The sequence below is a fragment of the Streptomyces sp. LS-MS-L19 genome, assembly GCF_058382285.1.
The window spans coordinates 5,358,866-5,375,560 of the sequence record NZ_JBYCLL010000001.1 but is presented as its reverse complement, the minus strand read 5'-3'; the positions used below and the strand labels follow the sequence as shown (position 1 = coordinate 5,375,560).

The 16,695-nt window shown below is 70.6% G+C and carries 13 protein-coding genes; 5 read left to right on the top strand and 8 right to left on the bottom strand.

Features of this window, described 5'->3' with window-relative positions:
- Positions 1–13: 13 nt before the first annotated feature.
- From grpE to AC2XR2_RS24055, 3 genes are all read right to left on the bottom strand, one after another.
- The gene (grpE, locus tag AC2XR2_RS24065; RefSeq protein WP_330265530.1) at positions 14–661 is read right to left on the bottom strand and encodes a nucleotide exchange factor GrpE; all 648 of its coding nucleotides are present in this window, start codon (positions 659–661) and stop codon (positions 14–16) included.
- Positions 658–2,499 carry a molecular chaperone DnaK gene (gene dnaK / locus AC2XR2_RS24060; protein WP_123762112.1) on the bottom strand — a complete coding sequence of 614 codons (1,842 nt, stop codon included), beginning with the start codon at positions 2,497–2,499 and terminating at the stop codon, positions 658–660. The genes grpE and dnaK overlap by 4 nt, the downstream gene beginning before the upstream one ends.
- A gap of 94 nt (positions 2,500–2,593) precedes the next feature.
- Positions 2,594–3,637: an MraY family glycosyltransferase gene (locus tag AC2XR2_RS24055; RefSeq protein ID WP_381299041.1), complete on the bottom strand. Its 1,044-nt coding sequence runs from the start codon at positions 3,635–3,637 to the stop codon at positions 2,594–2,596.
- A 195-nt stretch (positions 3,638–3,832) separates the two neighbouring features.
- Between AC2XR2_RS24055 and AC2XR2_RS24050 the strand changes: the two genes are divergently transcribed.
- The 3 genes from AC2XR2_RS24050 to AC2XR2_RS24040 all read left to right on the top strand — a co-directional run bounded on the left by AC2XR2_RS24050 (position 3,833) and on the right by AC2XR2_RS24040 (position 8,664).
- Positions 3,833–6,115, top strand: a complete 2,283-nt coding sequence (locus AC2XR2_RS24050) for a (Fe-S)-binding protein (protein WP_491516273.1) — start codon at positions 3,833–3,835, stop codon at positions 6,113–6,115.
- 195 nt (positions 6,116–6,310) lie between these two features.
- The gene (locus tag AC2XR2_RS24045) at positions 6,311–6,769 is read left to right on the top strand and encodes an LPXTG cell wall anchor domain-containing protein (RefSeq protein WP_491516272.1); all 459 of its coding nucleotides are present in this window, start codon (positions 6,311–6,313) and stop codon (positions 6,767–6,769) included.
- On the top strand, positions 6,766–8,664 hold the full coding sequence (locus tag AC2XR2_RS24040; protein WP_491516271.1) for a DUF4012 domain-containing protein: 1,899 nt from the start codon (positions 6,766–6,768) through the stop codon (positions 8,662–8,664). The genes AC2XR2_RS24045 and AC2XR2_RS24040 overlap by 4 nt, the downstream gene beginning before the upstream one ends.
- Before the next feature lie 77 nt (positions 8,665–8,741).
- Here the strand turns inward: AC2XR2_RS24040 and AC2XR2_RS24035 are convergent, their stop codons facing one another.
- Both AC2XR2_RS24035 and AC2XR2_RS24030 read right to left on the bottom strand, forming a co-directional pair.
- A complete protein-coding gene (locus tag AC2XR2_RS24035; protein WP_491516270.1) occupies positions 8,742–9,338 on the bottom strand; it encodes an arsenate reductase/protein-tyrosine-phosphatase family protein in 597 nt (198 codons plus the stop codon).
- 8 nt (positions 9,339–9,346) lie between these two features.
- Positions 9,347–10,810 (bottom strand): tyrosine-protein kinase domain-containing protein, encoded by a 1,464-nt coding sequence (locus tag AC2XR2_RS24030; protein WP_491516269.1) that lies wholly within the window; start codon positions 10,808–10,810, stop codon positions 9,347–9,349.
- A 145-nt stretch (positions 10,811–10,955) separates the two neighbouring features.
- On the opposite strand from AC2XR2_RS24030, the gene AC2XR2_RS24025 reads away from it, so the two are divergent.
- Both AC2XR2_RS24025 and AC2XR2_RS24020 read left to right on the top strand, forming a co-directional pair.
- Entirely contained in the window at positions 10,956–12,266 is a 1,311-nt protein-coding gene (locus AC2XR2_RS24025) for a glycosyltransferase family 4 protein (protein WP_381302852.1), read from the top strand.
- A complete protein-coding gene (locus AC2XR2_RS24020; RefSeq protein ID WP_491516268.1) occupies positions 12,251–13,204 on the top strand; it encodes a glycosyltransferase in 954 nt (317 codons plus the stop codon). The genes AC2XR2_RS24025 and AC2XR2_RS24020 overlap by 16 nt, the downstream gene beginning before the upstream one ends.
- A 21-nt stretch (positions 13,205–13,225) precedes the next feature.
- On the opposite strand, the gene AC2XR2_RS24015 is transcribed toward AC2XR2_RS24020, so the two are convergent.
- Genes AC2XR2_RS24015 through AC2XR2_RS24005 form a run of 3 tightly spaced genes read right to left on the bottom strand, consistent with a single transcriptional unit; the run spans position 13,226 to position 16,617 of the window.
- Positions 13,226–14,611 carry a UDP-glucose dehydrogenase family protein gene (locus tag AC2XR2_RS24015; protein WP_491516267.1) on the bottom strand — a complete coding sequence of 462 codons (1,386 nt, stop codon included), beginning with the start codon at positions 14,609–14,611 and terminating at the stop codon, positions 13,226–13,228.
- Positions 14,612–14,631: 20 nt separating this feature from the next.
- A complete protein-coding gene (gene galE / locus AC2XR2_RS24010; protein WP_381302849.1) occupies positions 14,632–15,663 on the bottom strand; it encodes a UDP-glucose 4-epimerase GalE in 1,032 nt (343 codons plus the stop codon).
- A 3-nt stretch (positions 15,664–15,666) separates the two neighbouring features.
- Positions 15,667–16,617, bottom strand: a complete 951-nt coding sequence (locus AC2XR2_RS24005; protein ID WP_491516266.1) for a UDP-glucuronic acid decarboxylase family protein — start codon at positions 16,615–16,617, stop codon at positions 15,667–15,669.
- Between the last annotated feature and the right edge of the window lie 78 nt (positions 16,618–16,695).

Genomic DNA, 16,695 nt, shown 5'->3' with positions numbered 1-16,695 from the left:
ACCCACTACGGCTTCAGCCCTCTTCAGAGCTGTTGTCCTTCTCCTCGCCGGTCTCGGACTCGTCCTTGACCGTCTGCGCGCCGGGCTGCGGCTCGGCGACCGCCACCCGCGCGGGGCGGATGGTGCGCTCGCCGATGCGATACCCCGGCTGGAGAATCGCCACGCACGTCGTCTCGGTGACGTCGGGCGCGTAACTGTGCATCAGGGCCTCGTGGATCGTCGGGTCGAAGGGCTCGCCCTCCTTGCCGAACTGCTGCAGACCCATCTTCGCCGCGACGGTCTCCAGCGACTCCGCGACGGACTTGAACCCGCCGAGCAGCTCACCGTGTTCCCGCGCGCGGCCGATGTCGTCGAGCACGGGCAGGAGTTCGGTCAGGAGGTTCGCGATGGCGATCTCCTTGACCGTGATCCGGTCCCGCTCCACGCGGCGGCGGTAGTTCTGGAACTCGGCCTGGAGCCGCTGGAGGTCCGCGGTGCGCTCGTCGAGCGCCTTGCGCGACTGGTCCAGCTGGGCCGTCAGGCCGGCGATCTGGGCACTTGCGTCCCCGGCCGGGGCCGCCCCCGCCTCCGAGGAGGAGGCGGCGGCCTTCGGCTCGGCGTCGTCGGTGGCGCCGGAGGGGACGTCGGGCTTCTCGTCGAAGCCCGGGGTCTCCTCCGTCACGCGGCACCGTCCTTGCGCTCGTCGTCCACGATCTCGGCGTCCACGACGTCGTCGTCCGCCTTGGGCGCCTCGGCACCGGCGTCGCCGCCGGCGGCCTGGGCGGCCTGGGCGTCGGCGTACATGGCCTGGCCGACCTTCTGGGAGACCGCGGCGACCTTCTCGGTCGCGGTGCGGATCTCGGCGGTGTCCTCGCCCTTGAGCGCGGCCTTCAGCTCCTCGACGGCGGCCTCGACCTCGGTCTTGACCTCGCCGGGGACCTTGTCCTCGTTGTCCTTGAGGAACTTCTCCGTCTGGTAGACGAGCTGCTCGCCCTGGTTGCGGGTCTCGGCGGCCTCGCGGCGGCGGTGGTCCTCGTCCGCGTACTGCTCGGCCTCCTGGCGCATCCGGTCGACCTCGTCCTTCGGCAGCGAGGAGCCGCCGGTGACGGTCATCTTCTGCTCCTTGCCCGTGCCCAGGTCCTTGGCGGTCACGTGCATGATGCCGTTGGCGTCGATGTCGAAGGACACCTCGATCTGCGGCACGCCACGGGGGGCCGGCGGCAGACCGGTCAGCTCGAACATCCCGAGCTTCTTGTTGTACGCCGCGATCTCGCGCTCGCCCTGGTAGACCTGGATCTGCACGGACGGCTGGTTGTCCTCGGCCGTGGTGAAGATCTCGGACCGCTTGGTCGGGATCGTGGTGTTGCGCTCGATGAGCTTGGTCATGATGCCGCCCTTGGTCTCGATGCCGAGGGACAGCGGGGTCACGTCGAGGAGCAGGACGTCCTTGACCTCACCCTTGAGGACACCGGCCTGGAGGGACGCGCCGATGGCGACGACCTCGTCCGGGTTGACGCCCTTGTTGGCGTCCTTGCCGCCGGTCAGCTCCTTGACGAGCTCGGCGACGGCGGGCATACGGGTGGAGCCACCGACGAGGACGACGTGGTCGATCTCGTTGATGGAGACGCCGGCGTCCTTCATGACGTTGAAGAACGGGGTCTTGCAGCGCTCCAGGAGGTCCGCGGTCAGCTGCTGGAACTGGGCGCGGGTGAGCTTCTCGTCCAGGTGCAGCGGGCCCTCGGCGGAGGCCGTGATGTAGGGCAGGTTGATCGAGGTCTCGGTGGAGGAGGACAGCTCGATCTTGGCCTTCTCGGCGGCCTCGCGGAGGCGCTGGAGGGCCATCTTGTCCTTGGCGAGGTCCACGCCGTGACCGGACTTGAACTGCTGCACCAGGTAGTCGACGACCCGCTGGTCCCAGTCGTCACCACCGAGGTGGTTGTCACCGTTGGTGGCCTTCACCTCGACGACGCCGTCACCGATCTCCAGGAGGGACACGTCGAAGGTGCCGCCACCGAGGTCGAAGACGAGGATCGTCTGGTCGTCCTTGTCGAGGCCGTACGCGAGCGCGGCCGCGGTGGGCTCGTTGACGATGCGCAGGACGTTCAGGCCCGCGATCTCGCCGGCCTCCTTCGTCGCCTGGCGCTCGGAGTCGTTGAAGTACGCCGGGACGGTGATGACCGCGTCGGTCACCTTCTCGCCCAGGTAGGACTCGGCGTCCCGCTTCAGCTTCTGGAGGATGAACGCGGAGATCTGCTGCGGGTTGAAGGGCTTCCCGTCCAGCTCCATCTTCCAGTCGGTGCCCATGTGGCGCTTCACAGACCGGATGGTCCGGTCCACGTTGGTGACCGCCTGGCGCTTGGCCACCTCGCCGACGAGCACTTCGCCGTTCTTCGCGAAGGCGACGACGGACGGCGTGGTCCGGGCACCCTCGGCGTTGGTGATGACGGTGGGCTCGCCGCCTTCAAGAACGCTGACGACGGAGTTAGTCGTGCCCAGGTCGATGCCGACCGCACGTGCCATGGTGATTTCCTCCAGCTGACTTGAGTGGAACGGACTCAAGTGTGCATGACGTCAGCCGATGGGTCAACAGACCTGAGTCATAGGGGCTCAACTCTTATCCGTTCCTTACACGCAACTGGGTCGTGACCTGCGGTGATGCCGGACGCGGGACCACGCCGGACCTCGCGGCGGGCTTCACTCTGGGCTTGATCCGCAGCAGTCCGAGGACGAGCACCAGGGCACAGCCGGCCACCCAGAGCGCCCCGCTCGCGGCGATCCACCCGAGGTGCACGAGGACCCCGACGAGTACCCCGCCGAAGGACACGACACCGAGGACCACGCACGCGCCCTGCGGGGTGAGCCCGAGCCGGCGCAGCCGGTGGGCGAGATGGTCGGGCGCCGGGCGCAGCAGCGACCGCCCCGACAGCCGCCTGGCCAGGACGACGAGGACCACGTCGGCGGCGACCAGGGCCGTCAGCGCGAACAACACCCCGGCCCCGGCGCCGAGTTCCTGTCCCGCGCGGGTCGTCACGGCCGCCGAGGCCAGCAGAAAGCCGGTGAAGAGCGCCCCGCTGGCACCGAGCCCCACGCGCGCGGGATGCCAGTTGTGCATCAGGAACCCGGTCAGCGCGGCGGCCAGCACGCTCAGCAGTACGGCGAGCCCGTCCATCACCTCGGCCGCCGCGCAGGCCGCCGCCCCGAAGGCGGTGAGGACCCCGACGGTCCCGGCGAGCCCGTCGACGTGGTCCAGCGCCTTGAACCCGAGGGCGACGAAGACGATCCAGCCGACGGCGAGGATCCCGGCGAGCACTCCGGTGTCCTCGTACGGCACCACACAGGCCGCCGCCGCGGCCGTACCGCCGACGAGGAACCGCGCCTTGACGCGCAGTACGTCGGCGACGAGCCCGAGGAGGGCGACGGCGGCCCCGGCGACGAGCAGCCGCCCGGCCTCGGGGCCCAGCGGCGTGGCGCCCTGCCGGTCGCCCACGGCGGCGACCAGGCAGGTGCCGGCCACCACCGCCACCCCGCCGGACAGCGGCATGGGGCGCCGCCACCGCCGGTCGACGATGCCGAGGCGCAGGGCGGGCGTCCGCAGCAGGGCGGCGAGCACGGCGGCGAGGAGCAGGGCGGAGCTGGCGGCGAGGATCCCATAGAGCACAAGGCCAAATTAGCGCCGTATGTACCAATTCGACACGAATAACACGATCGGGTTTTAAGGTAACCCTGAGCGATTCAGATCACCCCGCGCCCGGCTACAGTGCGGCGGAGAATATGGGTACTCTCAGACGGACTGCATAAGTTACCGCTTAGTAATCTCGCTCGTCAGAACCTCGCAGGCCCGAGGAGCCCCGAAATGCAACTCGCCGCGATCATCGTGTCGCTGGTACTGACCGTGGTCGGCGTGGCGCTGCTCGCACGCGCCATCGGCCAGTTCGTCCGGTACTTCAAGCTGGGCCAGCCCGTGCCCGCCGGCAGCAGGACCGACAACCCCTACGCCCGCAGCGTGACGCTGGTGAAGGAGTTCCTCGGCCACACCCGGATGAACCGGTGGGGCATCGTCGGCTTCGCCCACTGGTTCGTGGCGGTCGGCTTCCTGACCCTGCCGCCGACCCTCGCGCAGGCCTTCGGACAGCTCTTCAAGGCCGACTGGGTACTGCCGGTCATCGGCGAGTTCCTGCCGTTCGAGCTGTACATCGAGTTCATCGGCGTGATGACGACGCTCGGCATCATCGCCCTGATCGTCATCCGGCTGCTGAGCCTGCCCTCGCGCCCCGGCCGCAAGTCCCGCTTCGCGGGCTCCAAGGCGGGTCAGGCGTACTTCGTCGAGTACGTCATCCTCACCATCGGCCTCGCCATCTACGTGCTGCGCGGCCTCGAGGGCGCGCTGCACCACGTGGACTCCTACGAGGCGTCGTACTTCGCGTCGTACCCGCTGGTCCTGGCCTTCAAGGGCCTGAGTGTGACCGCGCTGCAGAACCTGGTCTACCTGGTCGCGATGATCAAGATCGGCACGTCCTTCGTGTGGATGATCGTGGTCTCGCTCAACACCAACATGGGTGTGGCCTGGCACCGCTTCCTGGCGTTCCCGAACATCTGGTTCAAGCGCGAGGCGACCGGCGGTACGGCCCTCGGCGGCCTCCAGCCGATGACCTCGGGCGGCAAGCCGATCGACTTCACCGACCCCGGTGACGACGACGTCTTCGGCGTCTCCCAGGTCGAGCAGTTCTCCTGGAAGGGCCTGCTGGACTTCTCCACCTGCACCGAGTGCGGCCGCTGCCAGTCGCAGTGCCCGGCCTGGAACACCGGAAAGCCGCTCTCCCCCAAGCTGCTGATCATGTCGCTGCGGGACCACGCGCACGCCAAGGCGCCGTACCTGCTCGCGGGTGGCGGCAAGACCATGGAGGGCGAGGAGAAGGCGTCGGAGGAGCAGCTGGCCGGGGTGCCCGCTGCCGCTCTCGCCGAGGCCGAGCGCCCGCTGATCGGGACCGTCGAGGAGAACGGCGTCATCGACCCGGACGTCCTGTGGTCCTGCACCACCTGCGGCGCCTGTGTCGAGCAGTGCCCGGTGGACATCGAGCACGTCGACCACATCGTCGACATGCGGCGCTACCAGGTGATGATCGAGAGCGCGTTCCCGTCCGAGGCGGGCACCATGCTCAAGAACCTGGAGAAGAAGGGCAACCCCTGGGGCCTGGCGAAGAAGCAGCGCCTGGAGTGGCTCAAGGAGGTCGAGTTCGAGGTCCCGGTCGTCGGCCAGGACATCGAGGACCTCACCGAGGTCGAGTACCTGTACTGGGTCGGCTGCGCGGGCGCCCTGGAGGACCGGGCCAAGAAGACCACGAAGGCCTTCGCCGAGCTGCTGCACATCGCGGGCGTCAAGTTCGCGATCATGGGCGGCGACGAGAAGTGCACCGGTGACTCCGCCCGGCGTCTCGGCAACGAGCCCCTGTTCCAGGAGCTCGGCATGGAGAACGTCATGGCGCTGAACATGGCGTTCGGCGAGGAGCTCGACGACGACGGCAACGTGGTCGCCGAGTCCGCCAAGCCCAAGTCCGCCAAGAAGATCGTCGCGACCTGCCCGCACTGCCTCAACACCATCGGCAACGAGTACCCGCAGCTCGGCGGCGACTACGAGGTCATCCACCACACGCAGCTGCTCCAGCACCTCGTCGACGAGGGCAAGCTGGTCCCGGTCACCCCGGTCGAGGGCATCATCACCTACCACGACCCGTGCTACCTGGGCCGCCACAACAAGATCTACACGCCCCCGCGCGAGATCATCGCCAACGTCCCCGGTCTCCGGAACGAGGAGATGCACCGCCACAAGGAGCGCGGCTTCTGCTGTGGCGCGGGTGGCGCGCGGATGTGGATGGAGGAGCGGATCGGCAAGCGCATCAACAACGAGCGCGTGGACGAGGCTCTGTCGGTGAACCCCGACATCATCTCGACGGCCTGCCCCTTCTGCCTGGTCATGCTGACCGACTCGGTCAACGGCAAGAAGAACGACCGCAAGGCCAAGGAGTCCATCCAGGTCGTCGACGTGGCCCAGCTGCTGCTGGAGTCCGTCAAGACCCCGGTGGACCCGGCGGGCGAGGAGACGGCGGAGAGCGAGCCGGAGCCGGAGCCGGCGAAGTAACAGCCACAGCGCCTGCACATCGAGGCCCCCTGCCCGGAGCGGCAGGGGGCCTCGATGTGTCATTCGCGCTACCCCATCAGGTGACTCTGGGCGACATACCGTTATTTGTTCTTCGATTTTCCTACTTATGACATATCCGGGTCCTTGGCGCTGCCGACGCCGCCGCCGGGCCTACCTATGTCGAGGAGAGTGGAAATGAAGACGACATCGCCGCACTGGCGGTCCGTCGTGGCCTCGGCCGCCACGGCTGCTGCGCTCTTCGCAGCACCGCTGGCCGCCACGGGGACCGCGTACGCCGTGGACAACCCGTACCCGCCCACACCGTGCCCGACGCACACGGCGTACCCCCCGAAGCCGCACGGCTACGGGGACGACTACGGCGACGAGCAGGAAGGTGACTGCGACAACGGCCAGGGCAACGGGCACGGCAACGGAGGGCACGGCAACGGCCACGGAGACGGCAACGGCTCCGAGGGCGGGCACCACCCGGGTGGCTCGGACGACGGGCACCACAACGGGCGCCCCGACAAGCCGCACCTCGCCCACACCGGTGAGGACAACACGATGGAGCTGGCCCTGGGAGGCGTGGCAGCCGGCCTCGTCGCCCTGGGTGGCGGTGCCCTGCTGGTGGCCCGCCGTCGCGGCAACTCATGACGGTGCCTCCCCGCGTACGTCTGCGCCTTCTCGGCCGTCCCGGGCCCGCCCCGGACGGCCGAGGGGCACGGCGGCACGTCCGCAGGACCCTGGTCCGCAACGTGCTGCTCGCCGCCGCCGCTGTTCCAGCGGCGGCGGCCGCCTGGATCGGGGTGACGGGGGTGATGGCGCGGGCTGAGCTCCTGGCCGCACAGGGGGATCTGAACGTGCTCAAGGACGCGGTCTCGGCGGCCACGGTCCCGGCCACGACTGCGGGTGCGTCGGCGGGCTCCTCCGAGGGCTCTTCCGCGGGGCCTCCCGCGGAGGCCGACCAGGAGCGGTTGGCGCGGTCCGCGGCCGCGCACGCGGCGCGGGCCCACGAGCTCACCACCGGGCCCGCCTGGTACACCGCGGCCCATCTGCCCTTCGTCGGCGGCCCCCTGGAGACCGTGCGCGGCATCGCCCGGCTCTCCGACCGGCTGACCGCCGACGTCCTGCCGCCGCTGACCCGAGCGGTCCCCCAGCTCACGGCGAGCGCGCACACGGGCGGCATCCCGCACGTCCTGACCGAACTGGAAGGGCAGGCGACGGCGTTCACGCGCGCCGCGCGGGTCGCGGCCGAGGTGCGGGAAGCAGCCCACCGTCTGCCCGGCTCCACCTGGCTGCCGCCCGTCGACCGCGCCCGCGCCCGACTGACGGATCAGCTCGACCGACTCGCCCCGCAGACCGGCGACGCCGCCGTCGCGGCACGGGTGGTGCCGGCGATGCTCGGGGTGCACGGTCCGCGGCGCTACTTCCTCGCGTTCCAGAACACCGCCGAGGCCCGCGGCACGGGCGGTCTGCCGGGCGCCTTCGCGGTGCTGCGGGCGGAACGGGGGCGGCTGACGTTCGAGCACTTCGGCAACAACACGGAGATGAGCGGCCGGGCGGCCGTGGACCTGGGGGCCGAGTTCGCCGCCGGGTACGGCAACAACCAGCCCGCGAGCGTGTGGGCCAACTCCAACATGAGCCCGCACTTTCCGTACGCGGCCCGGATCTGGACCGGCTTCTGGCACGACCAGAGCGGCCAGCGCCTGGACGGCGCCTTCGCCATCGATCCCGGTGCGCTCGGCCTGCTGCTCCGCGCCACCGGCCCGGCCCGGCTGCCCGACGGCACCGAACTCACCGCGGACAACGCCGTCGACGTCACCGAGCGGATCGCCTACGCCAAGTTCGACGACGTCGCCCGGCGCAAGGCGTACTTCGTGGAGGCCGCGCGTGCCGCCGCCGGACGGCTGATGACCGCGGTCGACGACACCAGCCGGATCCCCGCGCTGCTCAGTGCCGTGCGCGACGTGCAGCGGGCGGGCCGGCTCCAGGTGTGGAGCGCGCACGCGAGCGAGCAACGGCTGCTGGAGTCACGGCCGTTCTCCGGCGTCCTCCCCGACGCCCCCGGTCCCTTCGCCGGGCTCGTGGTGAACAACGCGGCGGGCACCAAACTCGACTACTACCTGGACCGCAGCCTCGTCTGGACACCCGGGGCCTGCACGGACACCGGCCGCTCGGTGACGGCGACCATGACCTTCACCAACCGGGCACCCGCCTCGGGCCTGCCCGAGTACGTCACCCAGCGGGTCGACTTCCCGTCCTACCCGACCCGTCCGGGCGACAACCGGGTGATCGCGACCTACTACGCCGGAGCAGGAGCGCGTCTGACGGGGGCGACCCTGGACGGCCACCCGATCCACCCCATCCCCGGCACCGAGCGGGGCCACCCGACGTACACCCTCGATCTGGAACTGCCCCGCCAGTCAAGCCGCACGCTGGTGCTGCACCTTGACGAGCCGGACGCGGAAGGCGAACCGAGGGTGTTGCGGCAGACGCTGGTGACGCCGACACAGGTCAGGGTGAACCGTGGGAAGCCGTGCGACGGGTGAGTGACGGAAGCCCTGTCCGTGTGGGGCCGTGTCCATGTGGGGCGCACCCTGTGAGAGGGGTGCGCCCCACCGCTCGTTCAGGCCGACCCGGTCGCGGAGCTCGTCGCCGCCGACGCTGAGCCGGAGGAGCCCGGTGCCAGGATCCCGGCCAGTGCGAGGACGGCGGCGCGGACTTCGAGGGCCCGGGCCCGGTGTACGGCGGGGGCGGCGCCGTAGGGGTCGGCGATGCCGTCCGACTCGTCCGGCGGGGGGATCACCTGGCCCCGCCGGGACGCCGCCAGCCGGACCGCCTCGTGCGGCGTGCCGGGACCGAGCCCCGCCCCGTCCAGGAGCCGGACGAACTCCCGGAGGGTGAAACAGCGGCGCAAGGCCACCGGGTGGAGCCGCACCGCGGTCTCCCGGTGACAGCGCTCCAGGCCGAGCACCAGATCCGCGCCCGCGATCTGCCCGGCGTCCAGCCGCCGCGCGGTGAACTCCCTTGCGTCACCGCCGAGTTCGTCGATCAGGGCCCGCGTCACGCCGTCCAGCGGGGCCGGCCTGGCCCCGGTGCCCGCGCTGCGGACCCGGAACCGGTGCTCCGGCAAGGCGGCGGCCAGGAGCCGCTCCGCGACCGGCGAGCGATGCAGGTTGCCGGTGCAGACGAACAGCACCTCGAAGGCGGTCGCCGGGTGCACGGGACCGCTCATTTCTCGCCCGCGGGAGACCACTCGGCGGAGTCCACGGCACCCGCTCTCCCGACCGCCGGGCGGGGCACGGGGACTTCGGCCGGACCGTAGCCGTATCCGTAGCCGTACCCCGTGCCCTTGAACGTGGCGGCCATGCTGAACACCGTGCCGAGGATGCGCACACCCGTCCGGCTCAGCGAATCGGCGGCGCCGCGGACCTGGTCGCGACCGGTCTTGGAGGCCCGTACGACGAACAGCACGCCGTCGACGAGCGGGGCCAGACCGATCGTGTCGGCGACCGGGAGCAGCGGGGCGCTGTCCACGACGACCACGTCGAAGACGCCGGCGAGTTCGCGCAGCACCTCCCGCATCCGGTCGGAGGCGAGCAGTTCGGTCGGGTTGGGCGGTACGGCACCGCTGGTCAGCACGGTGAGCCGGCCCCCGGCCTGCTGCGCCACGTCCTCGGCGCGCGCCTGGCCGATGAGCACCGTGGTCAGTCCGGCGTCCTGGACGAGGCCGAAGGTGCCGGCCACGGAGGGACGGCGCAGGTCGGCGTCGACCAGACAGGTCCGCAGCCCCGCGTCGGCGAGGGAGAGCGCCAGGTTGACGGCCGTGGTGGTCTTCCCCTCACCGGGCACCGAGCTGGTCACGACGATCACTCGCGGCCGGTCGTCGACCTGCGCGAACTGCAGGTTGGCCCGCAGCTTCCGGAAGGCCTCGGCACGCACGGAGCTGCCGGCGGAGTCCATCGCGATCCGCTGCCGTACCGAGCTCCTGTCGTACGGGATGTGGCCGAGCACCGGCAGCGAGGTGAGTTCACCGAGCGCCTCGCTGGTCTTGACGGTGGTGTCGAGCGCCTCACGCAGCGCGACCAGCGCGGCGGCGAGCAGCAGCCCACCGAACACTCCGACCGCGAGGTCGAGCAGCCGCTTCGGCGAGACGGGACGGGTGGGAACGCTCGCCTGTTCGGTCACGCCGAGGGAGACGGGGGAGACCTGGGCGACGGGCTCGGCGGTCCCGCCGATCGGCGGAACGGCCTCCTTCGGCGACTCCAGCCGCTCGACGACCGCGACGAAGCGCTTCGCCACGGCGTCGGCGATACGCGCGGCCCGCGCCGGAACGGTGTCGCGCACCGTGATGTCGATGAGCACGGTGTTGAGCGGAGCCTCGGCGGTGATCCGCAAGGCGAGTTGCTCCGGTGTGTACGTCAGCCCCAGTTCGCGCACCACGGGCTCGGTCACCTGACGGGTCGCCACGATCGCCGCGTACGACTGCACCCGCGCCTGGGAGAAACTCTGCCCCTGGTTCAGTTCGGAGGTGTCCGCGCCGGACCGGGTCGCCACGAAGAGCTGGGTGCGAGCCGCGTAGACCGGCGTGCTCAGGACGATGAAGGTCTGGGCCGCGCCTACACCGAGCAACAGACAGATCAGGACGGTCGGCCAGCGTCTGGCCAAGACTTTGAGATATCCACGAAGGTCCAACGCGCGCCTCTCACCGGACTGGAGATGTCCTCTTTTTCCTCATCAGCCACTTAATCTCGTGCTGAGAATAGGAGAAATGGGCGGTATGCCCGACATGCCTCGCGGGAGAGGGCCCGAGGGCCCCACCATGGATGGACAGGTGTTCGTGGATAGGAAAATCGCACCGCGGTCCCGCGGACTGCGGATCGTGCTGGTCTCGTTCGCCTGCGACCCGACCCGCGGCAGCGAACCGGGCATCGGGTGGGGCTGGGCGGAGGCGCTCGCGGGCCGGGGGCACACCGTGGAGGTCCTGACGCACCCCGAGTCCGACAACGTGCGCCACATCAAGCACCGGATCGAGGAACTGGGGGACGTGGGCGAGCGCATCCGCCCGCACATCATCGCGGAACCCCGGGAGCCCCGGTGGACCCGGCTCCTGCCGGGCCCGCTGAGCGACATGGCGGCGGAGGTCAAGCGCTACGACGGCTGGCAGCGCCGCGCTCTGGAGTACGCCCGCGACCAGGGGCTCGACAAGGCCGACCTCGTGCACCACGTCTCCTACGGATCCCTCCAGGGCGGCTCCGCGCTGCACCGCCTCGGGCCGCCCCTGGTGTTCGGTCCCGTCGGCGGTGGCCAGGTCGCGCCCCACAGTCACCGGCGCTACCTGGGCGCCGCCTACCGGCAGGAGGCGTTGCGGACCTGGCTGTGGGTCCGCTGTCTGAGCCGTCGCCCCGCCTGTCGCGCGACGCTTCGCGATGCCGCGCTGCTGCTGGCCACCAACCGGGACACCGAGCGACTGGCCCAGGGCCTGAGCCGTACCGCTACCCGGCTGATGCTGGCCGACGGCATCCAGGAGTCGGTCGTACGGCAACCGGCCGAGGCGCCGCCGACCCGGCCGGACCGCCCGCCCACCGTGCTCTGGGTCGGCAGACTGCACCCGCGCAAGACCCCTGAGCTGGCCGTCCGGGCGATCGCCCGGCTGCGGTCGGAGATCCCGGGCGTGCGCCTCGTGATCCTCGGCGACGGACCACTGCGACCGTCCCTGGAACAGCTCGCGGTACGCCTCGGAGTGGGGGAATCCGTCGAGTTCCGGGGCCTGTTGCCGCGGGAGCAGGTTTTCGCCGCCTGCGACGAGGCGGACGTGTTCCTGATGACGAGCCTGCGGGACTCCTCCAGCACCCAGACCCTGGAGGCGTGGGCCCGGGGTCTGCCCGTCGTCCATCTGGGCCACCACGGCATCAGTGACTTCTCGGCGCCGGGCGGGGCGGTGTCGGTGCCGCTCGGCGATCCCGCCGATCTGCCCCAGCGCCTCGCCTGCGCGCTGAGCGGCGTACTGGAGGACCAGCACATCCGCCGCTGCATGGAGCGGGCCGCGCCGGCGTGGGCGCGGAAACACACCTGGGCGGCGAAGGCCGAGACCGCCGAGGAGCTTTATCGCGCCGTTCTGTCCGAGAGGCAACCATGCTCGTATCAGTGATCATCCCGCTGTACAACACAGAGAAGTACATCGGCGCCTGTCTCGCGTCCGTCCTCGCCCAGACCCACCGAGAGCTCGACGTCATCGTGGTGGACGACGGGTCCACCGACGGCGGCGCGGCGATCGCCGAACGCGTCGCCGACGAGCGGGTCCGGGTCGAACGGATCGCGAACGGCGGAGTCGGCGCCGCCCGCAACCGCGGTCTCGCCCTCGCCAGGGGTGAGGCGGTGGCCTTCCTCGACGCCGACGACCTCTGGTATCCGGAGAAACTGGCCGAGCAGATCGGCGTCCTGCGGGGCGACCACGAGGTCGTCGCGGTCGGCGCGGTCTTCCAGTATCTGTCGGAGAACGGCCGCCGGTTCGGCCGAGCGGGTCAGGACGCCCGGGACGCCGCCTCCCAGGAGCGCATGCGGCGGGGCGGGCTGATGCCGTTCCCGATCTCCTCCCTGATCGCCCGCACCGACGCCGTGCGGGCCGCGGGAGGGTTCGACGAGTCGCTACCGCCGGTCGCCGATCTCGACCTCATGGCTCGGCTGGCCCTCGCGGGACGGGTCGCCACGGTGATGCGGCCGCTCGGCGCCTACCGGGTGCACGGCGACTCCATGTCGGCCCGTGAACCCGCCGAGATGATGATGCTCGTGCGCTTCGTGGAAGAGCGGGCCGTGGCCCGGCTCGAAGGGCGGCCCGCGCCCGTCCTCGAGTCGTTCGTGTCCTCGTACCGCCTCACGCGGGCGCAGCGGCGACGGGACCGCGCGGCGCGCCGGTTCCGTGACGCCGGCCTGGCGCTGATGGAGCGACGGTACGTCAGGGCGGCCGTGCTGTGCGTGGCGGCCCTGGTCGTCCGGCCGTCGTACACACTCCGCCGCATCGCGATGCGGCTCCCGGTCGGCCGTACGGCGACTGTCGCCCACAACAGGCTTGCTGTGGGCGACAGTTGAGGCATCGGGTGGTGGGCCCGCTCAGCCCACCTCGGCGGAGCAGACGGCCGGCTCATGGTCGGCGGCGCTCTGCTGGTTCGGCAGCGGAGGCGGGAGCGGCCGGCCGAGCGCCCGCAGGGTCCAGCCGGCCGCGCGCCACGACGCCGGATCGAGGGCGTTGCGCGCGTCGAGGATCCTGCGTGCCGGTGCCACGGCGGCTAGGGCGGCCGGGTCGATCCGGCGGTAGTCGCTCCACTCGGTCAGGTGCAGCACCAGGTCTGCGCCCTCGCACGCCTTGGTGACATCGGCGGCGTAGCCGAGCACGGGGAGCACGGCACGCGCGTTGTCCATCCCCTCCGGATCGTGGAGCCGCACCTCCGCGCCCTCCCGGTGGATCGCGGCCGCGACCGCCAGGGCCGGGGAGTCGCGGACGTCGTCGCTGTCGGGCTTGAACGTGGCACCGAGAACGGCGACACGGCGGCCGGTGAACTCCCCGCCCACCATGTCCCGGGCGATGTCGACGGTGCGTCGCCGCTGCCGTGTGTTGATCTCGTCGATCTCGCGCAGGAACGACACCGCGCCGCCGACGCCGAGTTCGTCGGCGCGGGCCGTGAACGCCCTGATGTCCTTCGGGAGGCAGCCGCCCCCGAACCCGAGGCCCGCGGAGAGGAAGCGACGGCCGATGCGGGTGTCATGCCCGAGGGCATCGGCCAGGGTGGTGACATCCGCGCCCGTGGCGTCGCAGACCTCGGCCATGGCGTTGATGAACGAGATCTTGGTGGCGAGGAACGAGTTCGCTGCGACCTTCACCAGTTCGGCGGTGGCCGGATCCGTGCTGATGTAGGGCACGCCTGCCCGCAGCATCGGTGCGTACACCTCGCGCAGGGTCTGGTCGGCCCGCCCGGACAGGACCCCGGCCACCAGCCGCTCCGGACGGAGCGTGTCCTGGACGGCGAAGCCCTCGCGGAGGAACTCCGGGTTCCAGGCGACCTCCACGTCGCTGCCCGGTGGGACCAGTTCCTGGACTCGCGCCGTGAGCCGGGCCGTCGTTCCCGCGGGCACCGTGGACTTGCCCACGATCAGACAGGCGCGGCTCAGCCGTGGCGCCAGTGTGTCGATCACGGCGTCCACCGCCCGCAGGTCGCAGGCCGGGGAGTCCCGGCGCTGCGGGGTGTTCACACAGACGAAGTGCACCTCGCCGAAGTCGGCCGCCTCGTCGAGCGAGGTGGTGAAGCGCAGTCGCCCGGATCCGACGGTTCTGCCGAGCACCTCCTGCAACCCGGGCTCGAAGAAGGGGACCCGGCCCTCGGCGAGGGCGGCGATCTTCTCCGCGTCGATGTCGACGCCCAGCACCTCGTGGCCGATGTCGGCCATGCACGCGGCGTGCACGGCGCCGAGGTATCCCGTTCCGATGACGGTCAGTCGCATCTCACTCGCCGCTTTCTGTGTCAGTTCGGGTAGCCGGACGGGTTGAGCTCCTGGAATCGCCATGCGTCCCGGCACATGGCGTCGAGATCCCGTGCCGTGCTCCAGTTCCACGCCCGGGCCACGGCACCGGGGTCGGCGACGAGAGCCGGCACGTCGCCGGGCCGGCGGTCGGTGACCTCGTACGGGATCGGTCTGCCGCAGGCGCGCTGGAAGGCCGCGAGGAGTTCGAGCACCGAAGTCCCGCGTCCTGTACCGAGGTTGAAGACCCGCATGCCGACCTCGTCGTCGAGGTGTTCCAGTGCGAGCCGGTGGCCTTCGGCGACGTCCATCACATGGATGTAGTCGCGCACGCCGGTGCCGTCGGCGGTGGGATAGTCACCGCCGAAGACGCTGAGCCTCGGGAGGCGGCCGGCGGCGACCCGGGCGAGGTAGGGCATCACGTTGTTGGGCACGGCTGTGCGGGGGACTTCGCCGAGCAGTCCGCTGGGGTGCGCGCCGACCGGGTTGAAATAACGCAGGGCCAGTACGGAGAACCCGGCCAGGTGCCGGCAGATGTCGGCGAGCACCTGCTCGCACAGCCACTTCGAGGCGGCGTAGGGGTTGGTGGGGCGGGCCGGATCCGCCTCGGTGAGCGGCACCTTGGTGGCATCGCCGTAGATCGAGCAGGACGAGGAGAACACCAGGCGGCGTACTCCGTGGTCGCGCATGGCGTGCAGGAGTGCCGTGGTGCCGCCGACGTTGGTGTCGTAGTACTCGACGGGCAGTTCCACGGACTCACCGACGGCCTTCCGCGCGGCGAAGTGGATGACGGCGTCGACGCGGTGCTCGTCGAAGACCCGGAACAGCGCCCGCCGGTCGAGCAGGTCGATCTCGTGCACGGCGACCGGCGGGCGAGTGGCGATCTTCGCCACGCGTTCCAGGGCGCCGGGCACGCTGTTGGAGTAGTCGTCGACCACCACCACGTCATAGCCGTGGTCCAGGAGTTCGACGCAGGTGTGGCTGCCGATGAATCCGGCGCCGCCGGTCACCAGGACGGTGGTGCGAGCGGGCATGGGTCACCACGCTCCGGCGGTGTCGTACGCGCGGTCGGCGAACCACTCCACCGTCCGCCGCACTCCGTCCGCGACCGGTACTTCCGGGTGCCAGCCGAGGTGTTCGCGGATCCGGGTGATGTCCGGGCGGCGGCGCACCGGGTCGTCGGTGGGCAGCGGGTGGTACTGGATCCGCGAGCCCGAACCCGTGAGGTCCAGCACCAGCTCGGCGAGGTCGCAGACCAGCCACTCCTCCGGGTTCCCGAGATTGAACGGACCGGTCTCGGACGAGTCCAGCATCCCGACCAGTCCGCGGATCAGGTCGCTCACGTAGCAGAAGCTGCGGGTCTGCTTGCCGTCGCCGTAGATGGTCAGCGGTTCCCCGGCGAGGGCCTGGGCGATGAAGCTGGAGACGACCCGGCCGTCCTGCGGGCGCATGCGCGGACCGTAGGTGTTGAAGATCCGGACGATTCCCACGTCGACGCCGTGAGTGCGGCGGTAGGCGAGCGAGACGGCCTCGGCGTACCGTTTGGCCTCGTCGTACACGCTGCGCGGTCCGACCGGGTTGACGTTCCCCCAGTAGTCCTCGACCTGGGGATGGACCAGCGGATCGCCGTAGACCTCGCTCGTGGAGGCGAGCAGGAACCGGGCGCTGTGGCGCCTGGCGAGTTCGAGGGCGTTCTCGGTGCCCCGGCTGCCCACGGCGAGGGTCTCCAGCGGCAGCCGCAGATAGTCCGGCGGTGACGCGGGGCTCGCGAGATGGGCGACCGCGTCGACGGAACCGGGGATTTCCGCGCTCACGCTCACGTCGGTATGGATGAATTCGAAGGCGGGGTATTTCCGCAAGTGCGCGATGTTCTCGGGCCGTCCCGTACTCAGATTGTCGAGGCACACCACCGCGTCTCCGCGTCGCAGCAGTGCCTCACACAGGTGCGAGCCCAGAAAACCGCCCCCACCGGTCACGGCAACACGCATGGCTTTCTCCATGAATTCAGGGAGGGTGGAGATGCTGCAAAAACCTTGAAAAGGATATGAGCGGATTCTTGACCCGCC